We start from the raw sequence: 23,802 nt of genomic DNA on the forward strand, positions 1-23,802 counted from the left end.
ATTGGAGGTTTGTAGGTGATAACGATTAGACCCATTCAAAAAAATGACGATCCATATTTGAAACAGTTGATTCAGGGATTGTTAAAATCTTATCAATTAGATATACCGGGTACTGCTTATTTTGATCCGGAGCTTGCGCATTTGAGTGATTTTTATCAGGCAAGCAATACCCGCCAATATTTCGTTGCAATCAATGATCAGCAGGAGGTAGTCGGTGGTGCCGGGATAGCAACGTATGATGCACAAAATAAAGTGGCTGAATTGCAGAAATTGTATGTGGCTGAAAAAGCGCAAGGCCATCATTTAAGTTACCAACTACTGGATAAGGCGATGCAATTTGCAAAGGAAGCTGGTTATCAGCAAGTTTATCTTGAAACGCATCATAAACTTGAATCAGCGCTACACATTTATCGAGCATATGGCTTCACCGAATTGTCAGCGCCGTTAAAAAAGGCAGAACATTCAGAGATGGATTATTTCTTTGTGCTGTCAGTTTGAAAATAATTATTTTTAGTAAACAAATCAAGCCGCCAATCTCTTGTGAGACTGGCGGCTTGATTTATGTTTCATGTGTTCGAAAGTTTTAAACGACTAGCATAATCAGTACGACCGCAAATGGGAAGATGAAAATACTTTCGGTTAAAACACGGGTTGAAAATTCAACGTCCATATTATTTTGCTCAGCTAACATTGGTAGTACCGTTAGCATGGGTGTAATTGATTGAATCAACAATGTCTTGGTAAATAAATCTGGTAAAGTGACCCAACCCAGTAATTGATTGACCCATAATACCAGTGACATCATTAATGGTGCCATAATAAATTTTCCAAACTGGGCAATGAGGTCGATTTTTTCGACCTCATTGCCCAGTTTTGTCTTTGCTAATTGTAAACCAAGGAAAATTAATGATAGTGGGGTAACTGTATTAGCAACGTAGTTAAATGCTTGATACAAAAAGCCGTCTACCGGTAATTTTATATTAACGAAGAAACAGATAATTCCGATAACAAAGCCCCACATTGGCGGCGTGAAAAAGTTGATAAAACGTCGCCAGAGACTTGTTGGATAGTTGGCAATTGCGTCCGAGTTATCCTTGTAAATTAATTTTACCCCGATTCCCCAGGTCGTAATGGTATTAGCCACAAAATAAGCCAAAAAGTAGGGTAGACTTTTATCACCGAACAAAGCGATATTTAAAGGTAATCCAACGAATAATGTGTTGGCATTAACGAAGGCGTTGGTAAATAGACTTTTGCGATCTTTTTCTAAATGTAATGCTCGTCCAATAGGAATAGCAATTAGAAAACAAGCCCCAATTGATATCATGGATAGAATAAAACCAATCAAAAGCGTACTAAAATTTTGCCTCGTGATATAGTTTTGCGCAGAAATAAATACCGAAATAGGTAGCGCAACATTCACAACGATTGTCGATACATCATTAATGAAATGTGAGCTAACGATTCTTGATTTACCAATTAAGAAGCCAATAATAATAACGGTAATAATAATCAAGACACTATTTAGTGAGATGAAAAAGGTTGATAGCATATAGGTTTAGCTCCTTAATAATTATTTTTTACATCAATCAAGTTGATGATAAAGCGATAGTTCATAACCACAAAACTATCTTACACCTATTCATCATAAAATTAATATAGTTGAATGGGGAGATAAAATGATTGTCTAATCTTTTTTACTCTTTAAATGTATTAATTATAAGCTGGTAATTTTTATGGGTGGCATTTGTTGTTTATAGTCCGCGTTAAAGGTCATTTGCGACAATAACAAAGTCCCTAATTTTCTCATTTAATGTGAATTTTAGGTTACGATTGTCAGAAAATAGTGCAGTAGTAAAGGTTTCGTGGTATTATAATTAGATTAGAAACTAAGGATAGGAGTTGTCTAAATGCTTACGACACTGGTGAAATCTCGAGACGTGTTAACAACGCTCAGTGAAAATGCAACACTTAAAGATGCATTAGATATCTTTGATCATTCCAACTTTCGGGCTATTCCTATTTTGGATGAAAGTGGACAATTGTTTCGAGGGGCCATTTATAAGCTGCACATATACCATCATATAATTGAAGGTGGCGATTTGGATGTGCCAGTGACAAGTTATATGCGGAATATGACGAAGTTTGTACGTGTTGAAGCAACTTTTTATGAAGCATTCTTTACATTAAAGGATTTACCATTTGTTTCAGTATTGGATAAAGATAATCACTTTATGGGAATCTTAACACATAGTCGTATGATGCGATTATTAGCGGACTCTTGGGCAACTAATAAAGGCCGATACAGCTTGACGGTAGTATCTGATGGCGAGCGGGGTAGTTTAGAAAAAGCTGCCCATATCATTTCACGATATACGACCATTTCGTCAACGATGACGTTGGACCCAGATAAAAATCCGCGGACAACGCGACTCTTGTTTACACTTCCTGATACGGTTAGCGAAGGCTCATTATCAAAAATTATCAAAATTCTATCTAGAAAAGGCTATCATTTGGAGTCGTTGGAAGATTTATCACAGTCATCATATATGTGATGGTTGTGCGATTGGGCTGGGGCAAAAATGTTCCAGTTTTTTTGTATGGAGGAAATTATGTTAATTGACATGCACAGTCATAGTGATGGGAATGCAGATTTTATCAAGGAACAGCAACGTGCTCAGGTTGCTTCTATTTTAAATGCAACGACAACGGCAGAATATCGTTTTAATGAACAATATGTGGGGCAGCAGCAGTTATTAAGTTATGGTGTCCATCCATGGGAATCAGAACGACAGGAAATTGATGAGCAGCTATTATCGCAGGTAGCAATTATCGGCGAAATTGGTTTAGATACGGAGTGGACTGATGTACCGTTATCAGTCCAAAGGCCCGTTTTTTTGCAACAATTACATGTTGCGAATGATAGCCAGCGCCCGGTAATTTTACATACCAAAGGTTGTGAGTCTGAAATTTTGCGGATTATCAATGAATTACCTGATTTAACAGTACTTATACATTGGTATTCGTCTGCTGAATTACAATCGGCGTACCTGGCGCGACCAAACAGTTATTTTTCGATTGGACCAGATGTCTTAACCGGCGAGGTCGTCCAGACTTTTGCCCAGAAGGTACCATTGTCGCAGATGTTTATTGAATCGGATGGCCTAGAAAGTTTTCGGTGGGTCCTAAAAAGAGAAGTAGCCACTAGTGAGTATGCCGGATTGTTAAAGCAAGTCTATCAAAAGGTAGCTGATATTCGATCAATCTCTCGGTCGCAGTTGGTGGCACAACTTGAAAGCAATTGGCAACATTTATTGGCATCAATATAATTAATGCATTTTTAGCACAAAGAGGTTGGGACCGTTGTTTGGTCCCAACCTCTTTATATATATCCTGAAATGAAGCTGTTTATCTTTCAGCCTTTCAATTTGTTTCGTTAAAAGGCGTTGAAACAGGAGAATAGAGTTTTTCTAAAGCATCATTCCCGTTCAAACTATTAAAGTACTTTTCGAAAGCTGCCCAACGATGAGGATACATTGTTTGGATCGCTTGCATGTCGTGTGGATTACCCAAACTTGAGATAACTAATTGGGTGAATTCTGCAAATCCTTCATCTTCATTAGAAGATCCATAGTCAGAAACAGCAGCTGCATCGGCTTTGACTGCATCAGTCCATTCCTGTGTATGTGAATAATTGTCAGAATTAGAATCATTGAATGTCAAACTATGGCCGAGTTCATGGGCGCCAGTCATGGCAATCTGACCGTTTTTAGGTAGGGAATTCATACGAATTGCCATCATATCTTTACCTGTATTAAAAGTATTACCATCATTATTAGTTTGGAAAACATTAGTGATATATTGTCTAAATTCGTATGGAATCACCGCATAAGCTTTGGCGACCTCCTTAGCCTGACTAGCCTCGGTTGTATAAACATTGATTGTCTGTTGTGGCTGCTTTGTTATCGAGTTGTTCAAAGTAACGGTTGTGCGATAACCTTTTACGTCACCATCTTTAGAATATTCAGAATAAGTTGTGGCGGTTGACTTAGATAGTTTATAGGTTGTTTCATAGCCGGTTGATTCAGCATTTACACCACGATTAACTTGTGGAGAACCACCGTTATCTAACACTTTCCGTAATGCGGCAGCTTGATCACTAACGGATTCATTGAAAAATTCATCAGTCGCAACATCCTTCAGAACACCACGCATATGGGCTGAGCGAGAGCTTGCTGCAGACGTATAGTTGAACAGACCAGTTTGTTCGTCTGAAGTCAACGATTTGAAGCCGTCAGTCGTAAATACTTGAGCTACCTTGTCCATTGTTTGTGGATCTAATTCCCAATAGGCCGACTTACCATGACTAGTTGATGAAACGACATGAGTTTTGTCATTATCTTGTGCTAAATATTGGCCAGTATCTTTATTTTTAATTAGGTAAATATTTTTCTTACCAGCAACGTTGCTGGCAGGAACGGATTGTAATTCCCATTGGTTATTGGTAATTGATTTGTCGGTACTTGTATCTGAAAAGTTGATGGCATCGCCAGCGCCGCTAGTTAATAGTTTTTGGCTATTTTTATTGGTTAGTTGATAATGGCCGGAAGTCATATAGTTTCCAGTCCATAGTGATTGTGATCCTGATGCGGGTTTATCTGTAATGGCTGGTGAACCTGATTGATCACTCAAATATTGATTTGACTGGTAGTTTTTCAAATAGAAATTTGAGGCTAATAAATGCGCATTTGCCGCACCGGTAGGATCAAGTAAGTCTACTAATTGTTGCGAGGTTGTATCTGCTTGGACTGCTTGTGCATTAAAAAAGGATAGTCCTGTATTAAGGGCGATACCACCTGATAGTAGACTCAATATAATTCCCGGATAGATGAATATTTTTTTGCTAATTAGTCGCATGGAAAACCGCCCTTTATATATCGTTATAAGTTGATGTGATTTATTGTAAGATATTTTTTTCACAAATGCTAATTGCGGAAAAAGAAAAATCATTACTTTTTTAAAGGGTTTCTTGTGATAAAAACCGTGACAATAGGGTTTCAAGGTTACGAAAAAATTACAAAATTAAATTTGAAGATTTTAAGAATGAATTTAAATACTTTTTGAACGGACTTAAGACTGGTTTACATACATATTAGTTAATAGTAATAGAAATAAAAAATGAACAGAGCAATACAGTTATAACCTAAAGTTACATTTGTATTATTCTGTTCACGTTGGTTATTATCTAGTCAAATGCAATCAAGTCATGCGGTGCCATAAAACGACTCCGCATCAAAATTTCAGCGAGTTCTTCAGGTGACTCTGGATTTTCTTTATCGATCCAATGACGGACGATATTGAGAATGCTATTAATGGCGATTTCTTTTGTATAATCAATTGGTATTGCAGTAGAAAAATGGCCCTCGTTTTTCTGAAGTTGCATCGTGAACAGATTATCTACCACATCTTTTATTTGTGAGAAAAATTGTGGATCACCATTGGTTGAAAATAAAGCATGCATGGCTGCCCGTTCGCCATCTACATATCCTAGTGCCTGATTAAACACACGATAGGTTGCCCCTGACCTATCAGTAATTGAATCATTACTTAACGGTTCCTTGAGATTATCTTTCAAGGCAGCTGTAATATTCATAATCAGCTCATCTTCGATTTTAGACAATAATTCATATTTATCCGTATAATGTACATAAAATGTGCCGCGACTTACTTTGGCATCTCGGATGATGTCAGATACGGTAATATTTGTAAAACCTTTCGTTTCAATTAGTTGAATAAAAGATTGTTTGATATTTTTTTGTGTTCTTGCGTTACGTTCTGCTTGTCTCATAATTTCTACTCCATTTATTGAACAACGTGTTAAAAATTGTCTATTGTACTAACTCCCTATTAGCATTAATATAATGCAGGTAGATAAATTATTCAACAAGTTGTTCAATATTTTACTAAGAAGGAGGGTGTGCAATGCTAAAATCTGAATGGCAGTGGCTAAAAAAGCATAAGTTTTATATGTTAGTCATTTTTGTATTGTTTTTTGTGCCGTCTATATATGCGGTTACCTTTTTAGGGTCACTGTGGAATCCGTATGGTGAAGTGAGTAAATTACCAGTAGCGGTTGTTAACAAGGATCAGGCAGTTACTTATCAAGGTAAAAAGCTAAAAGTTGGGCACGATTTAAAAAATGAATTAGAAAAATCTGATGCAATGAATTTTAAATTTCCATCAGAAAAAGCTGCTGAAAAAGGTTTAGATAGCGGTAAATACTATACCGTTATTACGATTCCAAAGAATTTTTCAGCGCATGCAACGACTTTATTGGACAAAACACCAAAACAGATGAAACTGCAATATGAAACAAGTTCAGGACACAGTTTTATTGCCGGTAAATTATCTGAAACGGGTGCTCAAAAAATTGGTAATCAGATCTCTGACAAAGTCACGAAGATATACACCAAGACCATTTTTAAAGAAATGAAGCAGGCTGGTGATGGGATGACCAAAGCTGGTAAAGCCAACAAGAAGTTAGCAGATGGGTCAAATACTTTAAAATCTGGTAGCGATCAAGTCACGACTAATCTTGAGAAACTGGCAAGTAGTTCATTAACTTTTGAAGATGGTGCGAAAACCTTAACGCAAGGTGTAGGTCAATATACGTCTGCGGTTGGTACTGCTAGTGATGGTAGTTCACAATTAGCTAATGGGTTGAATCAAATGAATCAACAAGCACCAACGTTGATTAGTGGTATTGACCAATTAAGTCAAGGAACACAACAATATACAGCAGCTGTCGGCACAGCGGCTGATGGTAGTCAGACGCTTTCAACGGGATTGAACCAGTTGAATCAACAAATACCAACCTTTGCTAATGGTGTGAATAAGCTGAATGACGGGTTATCACAGTTGAATCAGGAAATGGTTGATAATGATGTCAAAGGTAACTTAGCCAAAGTTCAAAAACAGGTCTCGGCAATATCGAGTGTTGTTGATGATACAAAATCAGCATTGCCTGATGATCAAACGATCAATAATCAGTTTGATACCTTACAATCAGATTTAAAGGATTTGGCAAAAGCTAACGCAGCTGATCAAGATACGTTAACGAATAATGTGAATGCAGCGATGCAAGAGGCAGACATTGATATTTCTGATGAGCAAAAAGCAAAGTTTGTTAAATCATTAGTAAGTAAACAAAGTGATACACAAACTGCGCAAGTATTAGCCACAATGACGGAACATGCAAAGTCATTGCAGTCAAATGTAACGCAGTTGGAAGATGTTGCCCAGAAACATCAAGCAACGTTGACTGAATTAGCCCAATCAGCTAAGAATACAGATTTGCATCAAGTAAATAATCAATTAACCAAAATGGCAGAGTTGCCAGATGCGGTTGATCAACTAGCATCTGGATCACAACAGCTTAATGATAAAGTACCTGCTGTACAAAAAGCAGTTGGCCAATTATCAGGTGGTGCGCAAACATTAAGTGATGGTCTTCAGACATTGCAAGGCAAGTCAGCTACATTAAATGACGGTGTCGCAACCCTACAGTCAGGTGCGCAACAATTGAGTGGTGGCGTTGGTCAATTGGCTAACGGTGCGCAAACATTAGACAACGGTTTGCAAACACTATCTGGCATGAGCGGTCAGTTGAATAGTGGTGCCAGTCAACTATCTAGTGGTGCCGGACAAATTAGTGATGGATCGGGCCAATTAGCAGACGCAGCTAAACAAATGGGCCCTGCATTGACTGAGATGAATAAGGGTAATACGACCCTTGCTGACCAGTTAGGCAAAGCAGGTAAACAAGCCGATCAATTGAAGGGTACTAAGGATACATTCAAACAAATGGCTTCACCAGCGACGGTATCGCATACAGAGAAGGATCAGGTACCTAATAATGGAACTGGTATGGTTCCATATATGTTCTCTGTGGGAATGTTTGTTGGTATGATGGCACTTAATCTGATGCTTGATATGGTGTCACCACGAGGAAAAGTTTCATCATTGGGCGCATGGTTTGGTTCAAAGATGTTAATTCTATTTGGTATTGCAACCATGGCTGCAGTGACGCTTTATGCACTGAGTGATTGGATCTTAGGAATGGATCCGGTAAACCCAGGACAAACGATGTTAATCATGCTGTTGACGAGTTATGTCGATGCAGCATTAGTGACAGCGATTTATATGTGGTTCGGTAAAGCCGGTGCCTTTGTTTCAATGGTATTGTTAGTTTTGCAACTAAGTGTTGCAGCAGGAACTTACCCAATTGAGCTATCAAATAAGTTCTACGAATGGTTACATCCACTCGTACCAATGACATACTCAGTTAATGGTTTGCGTGAGACAATTATGATTGGTGGTTCGATATCAACAGAGGTAATCGTGTTAGTGAGTGTCGGCATTGTTTCGCTTTTGGCAATGTTCATTTACTTCGTTGTTCATCTGCACAATTTTCGTATACTTAATGACATGCAATCAGAATAATTTAGATAAATAGATTTCGGTTTAATTGTAGAGCCGGGTAGAAACATTATTTGATGTTTCTACCCGGCTCTATTTTTAATGAAAATGTTGATGATTGTCATGCGCTGATATGAAGTCTTTTGCTTATATATAATAAGTTTGCTTGTTATATTAATCACATTAACATAATAAATTAGTGTATTTGCATAATAAACGATTGACAGTATAATTAATTGTATAGATTTATGAAGTCTACATTTTAATTAACAGACAGATTATGAACGGGGGAATATAATGGCAGACAAGTTAACAACACAATCAGGACAACCATGGGCTAATAATCAGCACAGTTTAACCGCTGGTGAGCGTGGCCCTGTCTTGATGCAAGACTACCAATTGTTAGAGAAGTTGGCGCATTTTGATCGCGAACGTATCCCTGAGCGTGTCGTTCACGCAAAAGGTGCTGGTGCTAAGGGTGTCTTTAAGTTGACTCATGATATGAGTCAATATACTAAGGCTGATTTGTTCAATGGGGAGAACAAAGAAACACCACTTGCTGTGCGTTTTTCATCAGTGGCTGGTGAATCTGGTTACCCAGATACTATTCGTGATGTGCATGGATTCTCTGTTAAATTTTATACAGAAGAGGGTAATTACGATATTGTTGGGAATAATACACCCGTCTTCTTTATCAATGATCCGCTAAAGTTCCCAGATTTTATTCACTCACAAAAGCGTGATCCACGGACACACAAACGTGATGCGAACATGCAATTTGATTTCTGGGCTCATTCACCAGAATCAATTCACCAAGTGACTTATCTAATGGGGGATCGTGGTAATCCAACGAGTTTCCGTACGATGAACGGTTATGGTAGCCACACATATAAGTGGGTCAATGCTGACGGTGAACAATTCTGGGTGAAGTATCACTTCATCAGTAACCAAGGTGTGTCAAACATGTCTAATGAGTTGGCTGCCAAGCTGGCCAGTGAAGACACTGATTATCTACAAAATGAAATGTTCAACGCTATTGAAGATGGTGACTACCCTTCATGGACTCTTTCAGTGCAAATCATTCCTTATCAAGAAGGTCTTGATTATAAGTATGATATTTTTGATGTGACAAAGACTGTTTCACACAAAGACTATCCACTTCATGAAGTTGGGGTCATGACATTAAATGCTAATCCTGACAATTACTTTGAAGATGTCGAGGAAATTGCCTTCTCACCAGCTAATTTAGTACCAGGTATCGAGCCTTCAATGGATAAGTTGTTGCAAGGACGTTTGTTCTCATACAAGGATGCTGCGCGCTATCGTTTGGGTGCTAACTATGAACAATTAAAGCCTAACCGTCCACGCAATGAAGTTCATAACTATGCACGTGATGGCTTTATGGCACAACACCAAGATGGCAGTGTTAATTACGAACCAAATAGCCAAGGCGGTCCGGTTGAAGATCCACATGCGTCAATCACAGGTGACATGTTCCAAGGCATGACAGGTGCGTATGAACCTTATGATACTGACTACTATTCAGCAGCTGGTCGTTTGTACAACATCATGTCTGAAGATGAGAAGCAACGTTTGGTTGAGACGTTCAAGGGTAACTTAGGGACTATTGATAGTCTTGAAAATAAGCAATTGATGGTACAACAAATGGCGCGCGCTGATATGGATTATGGTAAGCGTGTGGCTGAAGCCATTGGTGTAAATATCGATGATATCGATATTTAATATATTTTAAACATTAATAAGCTGGGACCATTTCGTCCTGGCTTTTTTTATGCTTCAACTTTGATAATTAAGAGTTATACCCTATCCATAGACAATCACTTGACAACCCTGATACAATTATCTGCTAGAACACTCCGTTGCAGAATTACAGTGGAATAAAAAAAGGAAGCGTACTTAATGACAGTTAGTATATGGGTTTGGATCGGTTTTTTTCTATTTGTTATTGCAATGTTAGCCTTAGATTTAGGCGTTTTGAATAAAAAAGATGAAGTCCCAACATTTAAAAAATCTCTTTTGCAGACAGCAATGTGGGTGGTGTTAGCCTTTATCTTTGCGGCCGGCATTTGGTATTTTGAAGGTAGCGGTCATGCGATTGACTTCGTGACTGGTTATTTGCTGGAAGAATCACTAAGTATGGATAATTTGTTTATCTTCATCTTAGTTTTTGGTTTCTTTGGGATTGAAGCACGTTATCAACACCGTGTCCTATTCTGGGGTATTTTTGGTGCGATTGTGATGCGGCTACTCTTTATTTTGGGTGGTGCCGCATTATTGAGTAAATTCGAATGGCTGATGTATCTATTCGGTATTTTCTTAGTTTATACTGGTATTAAGATGTTGTTTGACAAAGGTGATGATAAAGATTTGAATGACAGTAAAATCATCCAAGTTTTGCGTAAAGTATTACCAGTTAAGGAAGATGTCAGTAAACCACATTTTATGGTTAAAGAAAATGGTAAATGGTTTGTGACACCATTTCTAATCGCCTTAATTTTTATTGAGCTGTCAGATATTCTATTTGCAGTTGATTCTATTCCAGCCGTATTGGCCGTGACGCAAGATACGTTTATCGTGGTGACCTCAAATATTTTTGCGGTACTCGGACTACGATCATTATTCTTTGCCTTGTCAAAGTTATTGCCAATGTTCCGTTATATCAAATATGCTTTGGCACTCATCTTGGCATTTATTGGTGCCAAAATGTTGATTAACGAAGGCGGTAAAATGGCTGATTGGCATTTTGAAATTAATAATGTTGCTTCGTTGATTGTCATCGTTGGTTTGCTTGCGATTGCAATCATTGCATCGATTGCCAAAACTCGTTGGGAAGATTCTCACGGGACAAAAAATTAAATGATTGGACCGTCAATCTACCAAGTTGAAATGGTTAGATTGACGGTCCTTTTAAGTTATAATGAAAAGCGTAAAGTGAAGATAAGTCATGCCACTAATTATGCATTATTTTAGTTGGGGAGCGTGCGATAAAATTTTGACTTTGGGGGGACATCAAATGAACAGAGAACAAAAAATAACAATAGGGGCTGCTTTGACGATACTAGCTGGGGGAATTGGTTTTTTTGCTCGGCAACGAATCGTACATGCAGATAGAAAATCTTTGCAACATGAGTATGCCCAAGGCTATGGCATTTCAGAATTTAGCTATCGGAATGCTTCAGCCAGTGATTTAGCGCAAATGATTCGCAGTGGGCAAGTTACTAGCCGCCAATTGATCAAGCATGTCGTTGCGCGCATTAAAGCAGATAACCCGCAGTTAAACGCTGTGATTAGTTTGCGTGAATCAGCTGCTTTGCAAGAATCAGTTGATTTAGAGGATACTGGCCAGCCATTTTATGGTGTCCCTATTTTAATTAAAGGATTAGGACAGCAACTTAAAGGGTTTTCTAATACCAGAGGTTTGTTAGCCTTAAAGAATAAACAAGCGAACGAGACCAGTGATTATGTGAAGCAACTACAGTCACTGGGGTTCATTATTATCGGCCAAACTAATTATCCAGAATTAGGGTTAATTAACGTGACCGATTCGAAGCTGAATGGTGTGGCGCATAATCCTTGGCGTTTGAATCGTAATACTGGTGGTTCCTCAGGAGGGGCCGTTGCTAGTGTTGCTGCAGATTTTGTACCGCTCGCAACCGGGAACGACGCTGGTGGCTCATTGCGAATTCCAGCATCATTTACGGGTGTGATTGGACTAAAGCCAACCCAAGGTGCGATAACAGGTGACAGTACCGTTCCTTCAACAGTTAACTTTGCCAATGCTCGCTATATTTCTGACTTACAATCGTATTTTGCGGGGATGAAGAATGCAGAGCATCCTGAAATGATAAAAGATGTACCGTCTGACTTAAAGCAGTTGAAAATTGCCTATTCGGTAAAATCTCCAGTAGGGACGAAAGTTAGTAAAGATGCCATTAAGGCAGTCAAGCAAGCGGTTAAGTTTTTACGTGCTCAGGGCTATACTGTTGTTAAGAAAGATGCGCCAGTTAATGGTGAAAAGTTGATGAAGGCCTATTATACAGCAGCAACGGCGACGGGCAAGGATGCTAACGAAGCAATTAAAGCTGAAACTGGGAAATCGATGCGGTTTAAAAAGGTTTCGCCAATGACATGGGCTTTGTACCAAGCAGATAAAAAACAAACCACAGCGGATGACCAATTTGTTGCTAATGTCATGGTCCGGGTTGCCCAGCAGATGACCGATTTCCATGAGCAGTATCCAATTTACTTAACACCAACGACGGCGACAGCAGCACCTAAAAATAATGATCCTGCTTACCTGCCAAAATATGTTAAACGATTAAAACATATCAAAAAATTGGATCACGATGATCAAATCCAGTTGATTTATGATGCCTGGTTGCATGGCTTATCTAAGACACCATTCACACAATTAGCAAATATATCAGGTGAACCGGCTTTGAGCTTGCCAACCTATGTCACAAAGCATGGTTTACCTATTGGCATCCAATTGCAGGCGGCTAAAGGACAAGATCAAATGCTATTACAATTAGGAAAAGAATTTCAAGATAATGGTCAATTTGAATCGTTTGATAGTTACCAAGCGAAAAAATAAAGCTCTTAGGACTATTAAATTGGGATAATTTGGTTTAGAATTTATAAACATTAGGTAAATAACGCACACGGGTGGGGGCTGACTAGTCTCGACCCATTTCGTGCGTTAATTGAATAAAAAGTGAGGCAAAAGAAAAATGAAAATGATTGTTGGCTTGGGAAATATTGGTAAAGAATATGATAAAACCCGCCACAATATTGGCTTTATGACGGTGGATGCATTGGCGGATAAGTACCAAGCTACATTCAAGCAAGATGGCGCACACCATGCCTTTGTGGCTGATGTACGCATTAATAACGAAAAGGTCTTGCTAGTGAAACCAACAACTTATATGAATGGTTCAGGACAAGCAGTGCGCCCCCTAGTAGATTATTACAAGCTTGACTTAGCGGATTTGCTAGTCGTGCAAGATGATATGGATATGGACCTTGGCCGTTTGCGCTTACGTCAGAAAGGTTCTGCTGGTGGTCATAATGGTATCAAAAGTATCGCTAGTCAATTAGGCACCCAAAAGTTTAACCGTTTGAAATTTGGTATTGGTCATCCAGCCCATGTGCAACAAGCAGTTGTTGACTATGTACTGGGTCGCTTTGGCAAAGACGAACAACCTGACTTATTGGCGGGACTAGATAAAGCGGTAGCTATTTTTGAAGGCTTTGCAGCGGGGACAGAGATGCCTATGCTCATGAATCAGTTTAATTAAAGGGATAAAAATACGTTATGCGATTAACTGAACTTTTACAACAGGATAAAGCTTTGCAGCAATTAGCCACTGGGCTGACTAAGGGTGGTCGCCATTTGATGACGGGTATCTCTGGGACTGCTCGGACAGTCTATTTAGCAGCGTTACAACGACAAACACAGCAACCAATGGTGATTGTGTCAGATAGTCAGTTTCATGCCGACCAATTAGCAGAAGACTTACAAGCATTGTTGGGTGATGAGCACGTTGCGGTTTTTCCTGCTGAGGAAAGTTTAGCAGCTGAACTAGCCGTGACATCGCTAGATACACGTTTAGCACGAGTTAATGCCTTGCATCTATTGCTGACAGATCCACAGGCGGTAATTGTCACTGGTATTGCTGGTGCGCAACGTTACTTACCACCAGTCAAAGATTTCCAACAAGCGCAGCTAACCCTTGATTTTGATCATGAATATGATTTAAAAGATTTGGAAACGCAACTACATCAAATGGGATATCATCGGAATACGACGGTGGAACAACCTGGTGAGTTTGCCATTCGTGGCTCGATTGTTGATGTGTATCCGCTAAATGCTGATTATCCGGTCAGATTGGATTTTTTTGATACAGAATTGGATTCGATGCGTTCGTTTGATGCTGAAAACCAACGTAGTATTGAAAATATGACGTCGTTGACTATTTTGCCAGCAACGGATTTGGTTATCAGTGATACTGGTCGGCAAGCGGCAAAGACTCGTTTAGAATTAGCAATGACAAAGCAACGTGACCAATTGGCAGGTGCGGATAAGCGGCATTTGACTGAAGCCATCACGTCCTTATTGACCACGCTAGCAGATGGACAGCTTTTGCCAGAGATACGAGCATACCTACGTGCGCTGTACCCTGATGCGGCTAGTTTATTTGATTATTTGCCAGCAAATGGTGTCGCGGTCTTTGATGATTATCCCCGTGCCATTGAAAATGCAGCGCAGATGCGCTTAGATGATACGAACTGGTGGACTGAAAAGCTTGATAAGCAACAAGTACTGACTGAAGCAGATTTTGGTTGGTCGCTAACTGATCAAGCACGTGATGTCCAACAAGCCAGTTTGATTTTTTCACCACTGCAACGAGGTATTGGTCAATTACGGCAAACTAGTTTAACTAACGTCACGCTACGTCCAACACAACAATTCTTTGGTCAAATGCCTTTACTTAAAGGCGAGGTGGAACGTTGGCAAAAGCAAAACATGACGGTGATCTTTTTAACTAATTCAAATGACCGACAAGTCAAGCTGGTTCAGACCTTGAATGATTTTGGCATTAAGGTCAATCAAGTGGCGGTTGATGAGTTGACTACAGGTCGGACGCAATTAGCCACTTTGCCATTGAGTGCCGGTTTTGAGTTACCAATGCAAAAGTTGGTTGTGTTAACGGAAAAAGAACTGTTCCAACAGGTTCGTAAACGTGCACCAAAGCGACAGACACTGTCGAATGCGGAACGTATCAAAAGCTATAATGAGTTGAAACCTGGTGATTATGTTGTCCACGTCAATCATGGTATTGGTATCTATGAGGGCATGCAGACAATTGAAAACCGTGGTGTGAAGCAAGATTATATTACGATTGCCTATCAAAAAGGTGATAAGCTGTTTATCCCGGTGACCCAACTGGATTTGGTACAAAAGTATGTCGGTGCAGCCGAAAAAGCGCCTAAAATTAATAAAATGGGCGGTACTGAGTGGCAACGGGCAAAGGCTAAAGTCGCTAAAAAGGTTGAGGATATTGCGGATGAACTCCTAGCTTTATATGCGGAGCGCGAAATTAAACAAGGTTATGCATTTGCCCCAGATGATGAGGCGATGCGCCAGTTTGAAGATGCCTTTCCTTATCCTGAAACACCGGATCAAATCCGATCAGTCAAAGAAATTAAGGCTGATATGGAAAAATCACGACCAATGGACCGCTTGCTGGTTGGTGATGTTGGCTTTGGTAAAACTGAAGTTGCCATGCGCGCAGCCTTTAAAGCAGCCCATGAGGGTAAGCAAGTGGCCATGCTAGTACCGACGACTATTTTGGCCCAGCAACATTACGATTCTTTCCTGAGTCGTTTTGAAGGAACGGATTTGCAAATTGCTTGGATGTCACGTTTCCAAACCAAAAAACAAATGAAAGAACTCAAGGATGGATTGAAGAACCATACAATCGATATTGTGATTGGGACCCATAGTTTATTGGCTAAAGATGTGTCGTTTAGTGATCTGGGATTACTCATTGTGGATGAGGAACAACGTTTTGGTGTAAAGCATAAGGAACGTTTGAAGAGTCTGCAAACGAACGTTGACGTCTTAACACTGACCGCAACACCAATTCCACGTACATTGAATATGGCGATGGTCGCCGTACGTGACTTATCGGTCATTGAAACGCCGCCGGCAAATCGTTATCCCATCCAGACCTATGTGATGGAGCAAAATGGTCGCGTCATTGCCAACGCTATTGAACGAGAGATGGCACGTGGTGGCCAAACTTTTTATCTGCATAATCGTGTGGCAGATATTGAAAAGGTAGCGGGGATGATTCAAAGCTTAGTTCCTGAAGCACAAGTGGCTTACATCCATGGTCAAATGACTGAAACCCAAATGGAAGGTATTTTAGTTGACTTTATTAATGGTGAGTATGACGTCTTAGTCACAACAACGATTATTGAGACTGGTGTGGATATTCCAAATGCCAATACGTTGTTTGTGGAAAACGCAGACTACATGGGATTGGCACAGTTGTATCAGTTGCGTGGACGCGTTGGTCGTTCTAATAATGTGGCCTATGCCTATTTCACTTATCCCGGAACGCGTTCGCTTAATGAAGAAAGTGAGAAGCGTTTAACTGCTATTCGTGACTTTACTGAGTTGGGTTCTGGCTTTAAAATCGCCATGCGTGATTTGTCTATACGTGGTGCAGGTGATTTGCTTGGTCAATCGCAACACGGATTCATTAATGCAGTCGGGTATGATTTGTACACGCAAATGTTGCAAGAAGCCGTCGCTGCTAAGCAAGGTAAGCAAACCAAACGTTTCAATTCAGAGTTGGATTTGCAGGTTGAAGCCTATTTGCCAACGAATTATGTTGCTGATGGTCCGCAAAAAATTGATTTGTATCAGCGTATTCGTAAAGCAACGAAGGAGGAACAGTTTGCTGAAATTACAGATGACTTGGTCGACCGCTTCGGTGATATACCAGCGTCTGCCAATCGTCTGTTAATGGTTTCTCGATTAAAGGCGGTTGCCGATCAAGTCGGAGTTGCGCAAATTAAACGTACGATCAATCAACCAATGATTGTGACGATAAGTTTTGATAAGCAAGCTCAGGTAACTCGTGAGCAAGTCCAACAAGCTATGGCCACAACAAAAACACGTGGTCAGATTAAAGTGAACGATCCAGTGTTGTTTGCAATGGCTATTCAGCCAAAGCAAACGGACGATGAATGGTTACAAAGCTTGATGCAGTTTTTGACAGCATTATTGCCAAAAAAGGATTAGGAATATGAGTAAAAGTAGTCAAAATTTAATGGCGGGCGCTGGTATTCTGACACTAGCGGGGATTATTGCTAAAGTTCTCAGCGCCGTTTATCGGATTCCTTTTCAAAACTTAGTTGGGAATACTGGCTTTTATGTCTATCAGCAAGTCTATCCGTTATACGGCATTGGGGTCGTATTGGCCTTAAGTGGTTGGCCGTTGTTTATCTCGAAAATTATTACCGAACAAACTGATGGTGAGCGTAAGCAATTAGTGGCCCGGCGATTATTTTGGGTACTTTTTATCATTAGTTGTTTGTTGTTTTTGTTTGTTTATGGCGGTGCGCCCTTGTTAGCGCTGGGGATGGGCAATGATTTAAAATTAACGCCGGTCATTAGGGCCGTGGCTTGGATGTTTTGGTTCATGCCATTCTTAGCAGTCGGTCGCGGATTTGCCCAAGGACAACTGCATATGATGCCGACAGCTGTTTCGCAAGTCATTGAACAACTAGCTCGTGTCGGGATTATTATCGGCGTAGCCTGGTGGGGTGTTCATGCTGGTTGGTCAATTTATAAAATTGGTACTTGGGCGATGGCAGCAGCTGCATTTGCGGCGATGCTAGCGACGTTATATATCAGTCGCACGATCAAGTCAGTTTGGCAAACGCCAATTTCTCGGGCTGTTAAGAAAGACCGAGAAATCGGCTGGCTACGAATTTTTCAGCGCTTATGGTCAGAAGGTAACTTGCTCGCCATGTTAGCAGGGTTATTAGTCTTATTGCAGTTAGTTGATTCATTTTCAACGAAAGGTTTGCTAGTAAATAGTGGGTTAAGTGCGCATGCAGCTGAGTATGCCAAAGGAGTCTATGACCGTGGTCAGCCGTTAGTCCAATTAGGAATGGTACTAGCAACTGCTGTTAGTACTTCTTTGTTGCCAGTTTTACGGTCGCATGCTGTTCGAAAAGAAGATGGTGCTTTTATCCATGATTTTCAAATGATGTTGCGATTGTCACTGATTTTATCAGGTGTCGCGACTACTGGTTTAATTGCTATCATGCCAGTGGTGAACCAAGTACTGTTTAGTACCCGTGAAGGTAGTCAGGCATTAATGGTTTTTGTGATCACAATTGTTCCGGCAACAATTATTTTGATTGTCACGAGTGTTTTGCAAAGTTTAGATTACACACGAGGCGTTGGCTGGTTTATCATTTTAACGATGCTCGTTAAGTACATTTTGAATATGTTATTGGTACCAAAATTTGGTATTATGGGTGCTGCAATGGCAACTTTATTATCATTAATGCCAATGTTATATTTTGTATTACGACGTTTGCCAATAAAATTACGGCGACAATGGCATGGTCGATATTGGTGGTATAAACTGATAACAACGCTGCTTGTTGTTGTATTAACGGCTGGATCATGGTGCTGGTTGAGTGATAAGCTATTTGGTTCATCACGATTAGCTAGTTTATTGACACTGATTACTTCGGCGTTAGTTGGTATAATAATGTTTATAGTGATGATTTGGCGTTTATGTCTATTATCAAAAGAAGAATGGTACACTTTACCAAAAGGGGATAAGGTATACAACTTCTTAGAACGAAAGGGAAACTTATGCGATTAGATAAATATTTAAAGGTAGCACGCTTAATTAAGCGCCGTTCAGTAGCAAAGGACATTTCAGACCAAGGGCGAATTGATATTAATGGTAAAACTGCCAAGTCATCTAGTGATGTTAAAGCTGGTGATGAATTGACTATTCGTTTCGGAAACAAAACGTCAGTTATTTCAGTAGATGAAATTGTTGAGACAACCAAGAAGAATGAGGCGCAACATATGTACAGTATCGTCTCAGAGTCTTATGAACAAAATTTTGACGAGGACGTAAAGTAACGCTCTGTTACTTTTTTATATGAAAATGTTAAGAAACACTAACGAGAGTTAAGAAATTTTAATTCTTGCGGTAAAGTTGTGATAATAAAAAAGTAAGTAAACGATTGGAACAACTCGGAAGGCAATTAGTGATGCGTAAAACAAAAGAACAATCAAATATACGGCCACTAAATGCTGCCGGTAAACACCATATCGCGATTGAAGAACAACAAGCGAAATATACACGTTATATTCACTTGCGGCGCCGCTTTCTTTTGGGTGTCTTCATGATTATTGTGGCAGTTTTTGCTATGGTGAATTTTCATAAGCAGTATACCAAATATACGACAGCTTCTGCCGGTCTGGCTGAAACGACTAAGACACTTGCAACTGCCAAGACATCACATTCTGATTTAAAACAAGAAGTTAAAGATTTGGATGATGATAGCTACTTAGAAAAGTTAGTACGTGAGAAGTACATGTATACAAAAGATGGCGAGACCGTCTTTAATATTCCAAACTAGAATTTATAGACTTATAATTAATACATTTTTAGCGCAAAAAGTGGTTGGGACATTTGCTTTGTCTCAACCACTTTTGTTTTAGTCAAAAAAGAAATAGACTGATGTCTAGATTCAACCCGCTTTGGTTCACACTATGTATTTTTAGCCTATAATAGACTTAGCCAGAAAAAGGAGTACGTGTATAGGAATGCAACCTAGAGTTTTACGAGCTAATTTAATCCGCCACATTCGTGAACAACAGTTATTTGATGCAACAGATCATGTATTGGTTGCTGTGTCGGGTGGACAAGATTCATTACGATTATTAAGATGGTTAACGGAAGGTGATTTACCACAAGACCTGCAACCAAAGGTTAGTGCAATCTACATTAATCATCAACTGCGTTCTGATGCTCCGCATGAAGAAGCGTTGGTCAGGCAAGTTTTTGCGCAAACACCGCATTTGCAGTCAGCAACTGTCAGAACATTGGATTGGGCAGCAGCGCCAACCGTTTCAGTCGAGGAACAAGCACGCGAAAAACGATATGGCATCATGTTTTCAGTTGCCAAACAGGTTGGTGCCAATATGATTGTGACCGCTCATCATCGGAACGATCAGGTTGAGACTATTTTATACAAATTAGCACGTGGTAGTCGTTTAGAGCAGCTGACCGGGATGCCCGCTAAACAAAGACTAGCGAATGGCTTGCAATTAGTACGACCATTTTTAGGATTGTCTAAGATGGCATTAAAGGATATTGTTAAGGAACCTGTGCAAGAATGGATTGATGATTATACAAATGATGATCAACGCTATGCTCGTAATCGTTTACGCCATGCGGTTATTCCAGACTTGCAGCATATAAATAAGCAAGCTATGACGCATATTATTGATTTTGCCGATCAATTAACAGCGTTACAAGCATTAGCTGCACCACAAATTGACCAATATGTAGTAGCATTGGAAGCAGGCCAATTGGACTGGGAGTTACCTCAGGAACAATTGCTGTTAGTGTTACAACAATGGTTAAAAAAACAACAAGTGTTAGATATTAAGAATCGCCAATTACAACAGGCGATTCAATTAATGAAAAATAAAAATGTTGCTGCTGGTACTATTCATTTGAATGACCATCAAAGACTAATTAGAGACCATCAATGGTTGAGTTTAGTAAAAAGTTAAAAGTTTTTCAGTTCTTTTAGTTATTGACTAAACATTTAGGGTCAAACATGGTATTCTTAAATTTATGTAACAGTAGGGGAATTAAGATTTAGGAGATTAATAAAACATGAACCAACCGGACATGAACAATGATATCGAACGGGTATTGTATAGCGAGGCAGAAATTGCACAAGCTGCCAAACGAGTTGGCGAACAATTAGCTGCTGACTACCAAGATCGAACACCAATTATCTTATCAGTATTAAAAGGTGCGGTTTTGTGGACAGTTGATGTGATGCGTCATATGCAATATGCAGAAGTCGAGTTCATCGATGTTTCCAGTTATAATGGTGGTATTGCCTCATCAGGTAATGTAGATTTGGTAACAGACCTACAGTCTGATATCAATGGACGCGATATTGTCATTATGGAAGATATTGTTGATACAGGTCGGTCACTAAAGTTCATGATTGAATTATTAAAGAGCCGTGGCGCAAAATCAGTGAAAACTGCTAGCTTGTTGGACAAAAAAGACGGACGTGTTGTCGAAGCAACTGTTGATTATGTTGGTTTTGACGTACCGAAAGCCTTTGTGGTAGGGTATGGACTGGATTACAAGCAGTTATACCGTAATTTGCCATATGTTGGCGTTTTGAAGCGCGAAGTTTATGATCCACAACATGCTGATATTGTTGACACGGTGGATATCACACCAAATCACTAATTTAAACTGGAAAATGAATTAATAGGATCGTACATAATATAAGGTAGTAACTGCTATTGCTATCTATAGGAGGAATTGATGAAAAACCAACGAAAAGGGAATTTTGTCCGTAATAGTTTGTTTTACGTAATCGTAGTCCTCGGTATTATGGGGTTGATATATTGGGTAGCCGGGCCCACACAGACCTCTAATATTAAGACTATCTCTACGTCAACATTTATGACGGAATTACGTGACAAAAAGATTGATAAAGTCACGATTCAACCTGACGATGGGGTCTACACCGTTAAGGGTGATTATACAAAAGCGCAATCAAGTAAAAAGTCTAGCAACAATGACGCCTTTACCTCGTTGTTAGGTGGTGGTCAATCGGGGAAGGCAACTTCCTTTGAGACAAAGTTGGTTGGTAGTGACGATGTTATTGCAAATGTGCAAAAGACTGCTGATAAAGCAGATACAGATATCACGACAAAGGCGCAGCCTACTAATTTCTGGGGAACGTTCCTAGTAACTATTTTGCCATTGATCTTGATGGTTGGTTTGTTCTACCTAATGATGGGTGGTATGAACCAAGGTGGTCAAGGTGGCCGTGGTAATATGATGGGAATGGGTAAGTCAAAGGCTAAGCCCGCTGATCCATCAGAAAACAAAAAGCGCTTTAAGGACGTTGCTGGTGCTGAAGAAGAAAAGCAAGAACTGGTTGAAGTTGTTGAATTCTTGAAGGATCCAAAGAAGTTCTTAAAGTTAGGTGCTCGTATACCATCTGGTGTGCTTCTAGAGGGACCTCCCGGAACTGGTAAAACTTTGTTAGCCAAGGCAGTTGCTGGTGAAGCTGGTGTACCATTCTTCTCAATTTCTGGTTCTGACTTCGTTGAGATGTTCGTTGGTGTTGGTGCAAGTCGTGTTCGTGACTTGTTTGAAAATGCTAAAAAATCTGCACCATCAATTATCTTTATCGATGAGATTGATGCGGTTGGACGTCAACGTGGTAACGGCATGGGCGGTGGTCACGATGAACGTGAACAAACGCTGAACCAAATGTTGGTTGAGATGGATGGATTCGAAGGTAATGAGGGTGTTATCGTCATGGCGGCCACAAACCGTTCTGATGTACTTGACCCAGCGTTGCTTCGTCCAGGTCGTTTCGACCGTAAGATTTTGGTTGGCCGTCCTGATATCAAGGGCCGTGAGTCTATCTTGAAGGTCCACGCCAAGAATAAGCCGATCGATTCAAGTGTTGACTTAACAGAAATTGCTAAGCAAACACCTGGCTTTGTCGGAGCTGACTTGGAAAACTTGTTGAACGAAGCGGCATTGTTAGCTGCTCGTCGTAACAGTACTACCATTACAGGTAAGGATTTGGATGAAGCTGAAGACCGTGTTATTGCTGGTCCAGCTAAGAAGGATCGTGTTGTATCAGCCAAGGAACGTAAGACTGTTGCTTACCATGAGGCAGGACACGCCATTGTCGGTCTTGTTTTGAACGAGGCGCGTGTTGTCCATAAGGTTACGATTGTTCCTCGTGGACGTGCTGGTGGATATGCCATCATGCTACCTCGTGAAGATCAAATGTTGATGAATAAGACGGACGCTATGGATCAGGTTGCTGGTTTGATGGGTGGACGTGCTGCTGAGGTATTGATATTTAATCAACAGTCTTCAGGAGCTTCAAATGACTTTGAGCAAGCTACTGGCATTGCCCGCGCTATGGTCACACAGTATGGTATGTCGGATAAGCTTGGTATGGTGCAATTGGAAAAAGATGGTGGTCAGCAATATGGTCAACCACTTTACTCAGACACCACTTCACGCCTAGTTGATGAAGAAGTACGTAAAATCACGACTGATGGTTATAACACAGCTGCTGACATCATTACTAAGTACAAGGATAAGCATGAGGCAATTGCCCAAGCTTTGCTAGAGTACGAGACGTTGGATGAGAAGCAAATCTTGAGCTTGTTCAACACTGGTAAAATGCCTGATGAATCTGCTTCTGAATCTGAAAAGTCAACACCAATGTCATATGAGCAGGCTAAGCAAGCTGCCAATGATAAATTGACTGAAGATGAAGATGTTGCATCTGAAAAGGCAACGGCTTCAGAGTCATTAACACATGATGATGAGTCATCAGATAATGATAACGATGATGATCGTGCTTAATGTTTAATAAATAAGCAATATAAAGTGGTTGAGACAGAATAAATGTCTCAACCATTTTTTGTTTAAAGTGCATTCGTTACAACCAGCT

18 protein-coding genes are annotated in these 23,802 nt (G+C 40.0%); 15 read left to right on the top strand and 3 right to left on the bottom strand.

Annotated features, from left to right (window positions below):
- Positions 1 to 15 precede the first annotated feature (15 nt).
- Entirely contained in the window at positions 16 to 498 is a 483-nt protein-coding gene (locus FOL01_RS00485) for a GNAT family N-acetyltransferase (RefSeq protein ID WP_075268813.1), read from the top strand.
- A gap of 85 nt (positions 499 to 583) precedes the next feature.
- Here the strand turns inward: FOL01_RS00485 and FOL01_RS00490 are convergent, their stop codons facing one another.
- Positions 584 to 1,552: an AEC family transporter gene (locus FOL01_RS00490; RefSeq protein ID WP_075268814.1), complete on the bottom strand. Its 969-nt coding sequence runs from the start codon at positions 1,550 to 1,552 to the stop codon at positions 584 to 586.
- Between the two features lie 358 nt (positions 1,553 to 1,910).
- On the opposite strand from FOL01_RS00490, the gene cbpA reads away from it, so the two are divergent.
- Both cbpA and FOL01_RS00500 read left to right on the top strand, forming a co-directional pair.
- Entirely contained in the window at positions 1,911 to 2,555 is a 645-nt protein-coding gene (gene cbpA / locus FOL01_RS00495) for a cyclic di-AMP binding protein CbpA (RefSeq protein ID WP_075268815.1), read from the top strand.
- A 57-nt stretch (positions 2,556 to 2,612) separates the two neighbouring features.
- Positions 2,613 to 3,329, top strand: a complete 717-nt coding sequence (locus FOL01_RS00500; RefSeq protein WP_075268816.1) for a TatD family hydrolase — start codon at positions 2,613 to 2,615, stop codon at positions 3,327 to 3,329.
- A gap of 94 nt (positions 3,330 to 3,423) precedes the next feature.
- Here FOL01_RS00500 and FOL01_RS00505 read toward each other — a convergent pair whose 3' ends face one another.
- Together FOL01_RS00505 and FOL01_RS00510 are read right to left on the bottom strand one after the other, a co-directional pair.
- A complete protein-coding gene (locus FOL01_RS00505; protein WP_075268817.1) occupies positions 3,424 to 4,917 on the bottom strand; it encodes a hypothetical protein in 1,494 nt (497 codons plus the stop codon).
- Positions 4,918 to 5,245: 328 nt separating this feature from the next.
- A complete protein-coding gene (locus FOL01_RS00510; RefSeq protein ID WP_075268818.1) occupies positions 5,246 to 5,848 on the bottom strand; it encodes a TetR/AcrR family transcriptional regulator C-terminal domain-containing protein in 603 nt (200 codons plus the stop codon).
- 134 nt (positions 5,849 to 5,982) lie between these two features.
- Between FOL01_RS00510 and FOL01_RS00515 the strand changes: the two genes are divergently transcribed.
- The 12 genes from FOL01_RS00515 (at position 5,983) to ftsH (ending at position 23,714) form a co-directional block, all read left to right on the top strand.
- On the top strand, positions 5,983 to 8,502 hold the full coding sequence (locus FOL01_RS00515; protein WP_075268819.1) for a YhgE/Pip domain-containing protein: 2,520 nt from the start codon (positions 5,983 to 5,985) through the stop codon (positions 8,500 to 8,502).
- Positions 8,503 to 8,775: 273 nt separating this feature from the next.
- Positions 8,776 to 10,221: a catalase gene (locus FOL01_RS00520; protein ID WP_075268820.1), complete on the top strand. Its 1,446-nt coding sequence runs from the start codon at positions 8,776 to 8,778 to the stop codon at positions 10,219 to 10,221.
- A gap of 177 nt (positions 10,222 to 10,398) precedes the next feature.
- On the top strand, positions 10,399 to 11,355 hold the full coding sequence (locus FOL01_RS00525; RefSeq protein ID WP_075268821.1) for a TerC family protein: 957 nt from the start codon (positions 10,399 to 10,401) through the stop codon (positions 11,353 to 11,355).
- A gap of 157 nt (positions 11,356 to 11,512) precedes the next feature.
- Positions 11,513 to 13,093 carry an amidase family protein gene (locus FOL01_RS00530; protein ID WP_075268822.1) on the top strand — a complete coding sequence of 527 codons (1,581 nt, stop codon included), beginning with the start codon at positions 11,513 to 11,515 and terminating at the stop codon, positions 13,091 to 13,093.
- A gap of 136 nt (positions 13,094 to 13,229) precedes the next feature.
- Positions 13,230 to 13,796, top strand: a complete 567-nt coding sequence (gene pth, locus FOL01_RS00535) for an aminoacyl-tRNA hydrolase (RefSeq protein WP_075268823.1) — start codon at positions 13,230 to 13,232, stop codon at positions 13,794 to 13,796.
- Between the two features lie 17 nt (positions 13,797 to 13,813).
- Entirely contained in the window at positions 13,814 to 17,314 is a 3,501-nt protein-coding gene (gene mfd / locus FOL01_RS00540) for a transcription-repair coupling factor (RefSeq protein WP_075268824.1), read from the top strand.
- A gap of 4 nt (positions 17,315 to 17,318) precedes the next feature.
- Positions 17,319 to 18,917: a polysaccharide biosynthesis protein gene (locus FOL01_RS00545; RefSeq protein ID WP_075268825.1), complete on the top strand. Its 1,599-nt coding sequence runs from the start codon at positions 17,319 to 17,321 to the stop codon at positions 18,915 to 18,917.
- A complete protein-coding gene (locus tag FOL01_RS00550) occupies positions 18,908 to 19,186 on the top strand; it encodes an RNA-binding S4 domain-containing protein (protein ID WP_075268826.1) in 279 nt (92 codons plus the stop codon). The genes FOL01_RS00545 and FOL01_RS00550 overlap by 10 nt, the downstream gene beginning before the upstream one ends.
- Positions 19,187 to 19,317: 131 nt before the next feature.
- A complete protein-coding gene (locus FOL01_RS00555; RefSeq protein WP_075268827.1) occupies positions 19,318 to 19,689 on the top strand; it encodes an FtsB family cell division protein in 372 nt (123 codons plus the stop codon).
- Positions 19,690 to 19,876: 187 nt separating this feature from the next.
- Positions 19,877 to 20,851, top strand: coding sequence for a tRNA lysidine(34) synthetase TilS (gene tilS, locus FOL01_RS00560; protein WP_075268828.1), 975 nt, complete (start codon positions 19,877 to 19,879; stop codon positions 20,849 to 20,851).
- Between the two features lie 106 nt (positions 20,852 to 20,957).
- The gene (gene hpt, locus FOL01_RS00565; RefSeq protein WP_083603381.1) at positions 20,958 to 21,554 is read left to right on the top strand and encodes a hypoxanthine phosphoribosyltransferase; all 597 of its coding nucleotides are present in this window, start codon (positions 20,958 to 20,960) and stop codon (positions 21,552 to 21,554) included.
- A 78-nt stretch (positions 21,555 to 21,632) separates the two neighbouring features.
- Positions 21,633 to 23,714 carry an ATP-dependent zinc metalloprotease FtsH gene (gene ftsH / locus FOL01_RS00570; RefSeq protein WP_075268829.1) on the top strand — a complete coding sequence of 694 codons (2,082 nt, stop codon included), beginning with the start codon at positions 21,633 to 21,635 and terminating at the stop codon, positions 23,712 to 23,714.
- Positions 23,715 to 23,802 lie beyond the last annotated feature (88 nt).

Origin of the sequence: Weissella thailandensis (assembly GCF_001932615.1) — a bacterium.
GTDB classification, from domain to species: Bacteria; Bacillota; Bacilli; order Lactobacillales; family Lactobacillaceae; genus Weissella; species Weissella thailandensis.

Bases quoted from the DNA above. Each gene is read 5' to 3' on its own strand.
- mfd (WP_075268824.1), top strand. From the start codon at position 13,814: ATGCGATTAACTGAACTTTTACAACAGGATAAAGCTTTGCAGCAATTA.
- FOL01_RS00520 (WP_075268820.1), top strand. From the start codon at position 8,776: ATGGCAGACAAGTTAACAACACAATCAGGACAACCATGGGCTAATAAT.
- FOL01_RS00550 (WP_075268826.1), top strand. From the start codon at position 18,908: ATGCGATTAGATAAATATTTAAAGGTAGCACGCTTAATTAAGCGCCGT.
- FOL01_RS00555 (WP_075268827.1), top strand. From the start codon at position 19,318: ATGCGTAAAACAAAAGAACAATCAAATATACGGCCACTAAATGCTGCC.
- FOL01_RS00510 (WP_075268818.1), bottom strand. From the start codon at position 5,848: ATGAGACAAGCAGAACGTAACGCAAGAACACAAAAAAATATCAAACAA.
- FOL01_RS00525 (WP_075268821.1), top strand. From the start codon at position 10,399: ATGACAGTTAGTATATGGGTTTGGATCGGTTTTTTTCTATTTGTTATT.
- FOL01_RS00545 (WP_075268825.1), top strand. From the start codon at position 17,319: ATGAGTAAAAGTAGTCAAAATTTAATGGCGGGCGCTGGTATTCTGACA.
- pth (WP_075268823.1), top strand. From the start codon at position 13,230: ATGAAAATGATTGTTGGCTTGGGAAATATTGGTAAAGAATATGATAAA.
- FOL01_RS00530 (WP_075268822.1), top strand. From the start codon at position 11,513: ATGAACAGAGAACAAAAAATAACAATAGGGGCTGCTTTGACGATACTA.
- ftsH (WP_075268829.1), top strand. From the start codon at position 21,633: ATGAAAAACCAACGAAAAGGGAATTTTGTCCGTAATAGTTTGTTTTAC.
- FOL01_RS00515 (WP_075268819.1), top strand. From the start codon at position 5,983: ATGCTAAAATCTGAATGGCAGTGGCTAAAAAAGCATAAGTTTTATATG.
- hpt (WP_083603381.1), top strand. From the start codon at position 20,958: ATGAACCAACCGGACATGAACAATGATATCGAACGGGTATTGTATAGC.
- FOL01_RS00505 (WP_075268817.1), bottom strand. From the start codon at position 4,917: ATGCGACTAATTAGCAAAAAAATATTCATCTATCCGGGAATTATATTG.
- FOL01_RS00490 (WP_075268814.1), bottom strand. From the start codon at position 1,552: ATGCTATCAACCTTTTTCATCTCACTAAATAGTGTCTTGATTATTATT.
- cbpA (WP_075268815.1), top strand. From the start codon at position 1,911: ATGCTTACGACACTGGTGAAATCTCGAGACGTGTTAACAACGCTCAGT.
- FOL01_RS00500 (WP_075268816.1), top strand. From the start codon at position 2,613: ATGTTAATTGACATGCACAGTCATAGTGATGGGAATGCAGATTTTATC.
- tilS (WP_075268828.1), top strand. From the start codon at position 19,877: ATGCAACCTAGAGTTTTACGAGCTAATTTAATCCGCCACATTCGTGAA.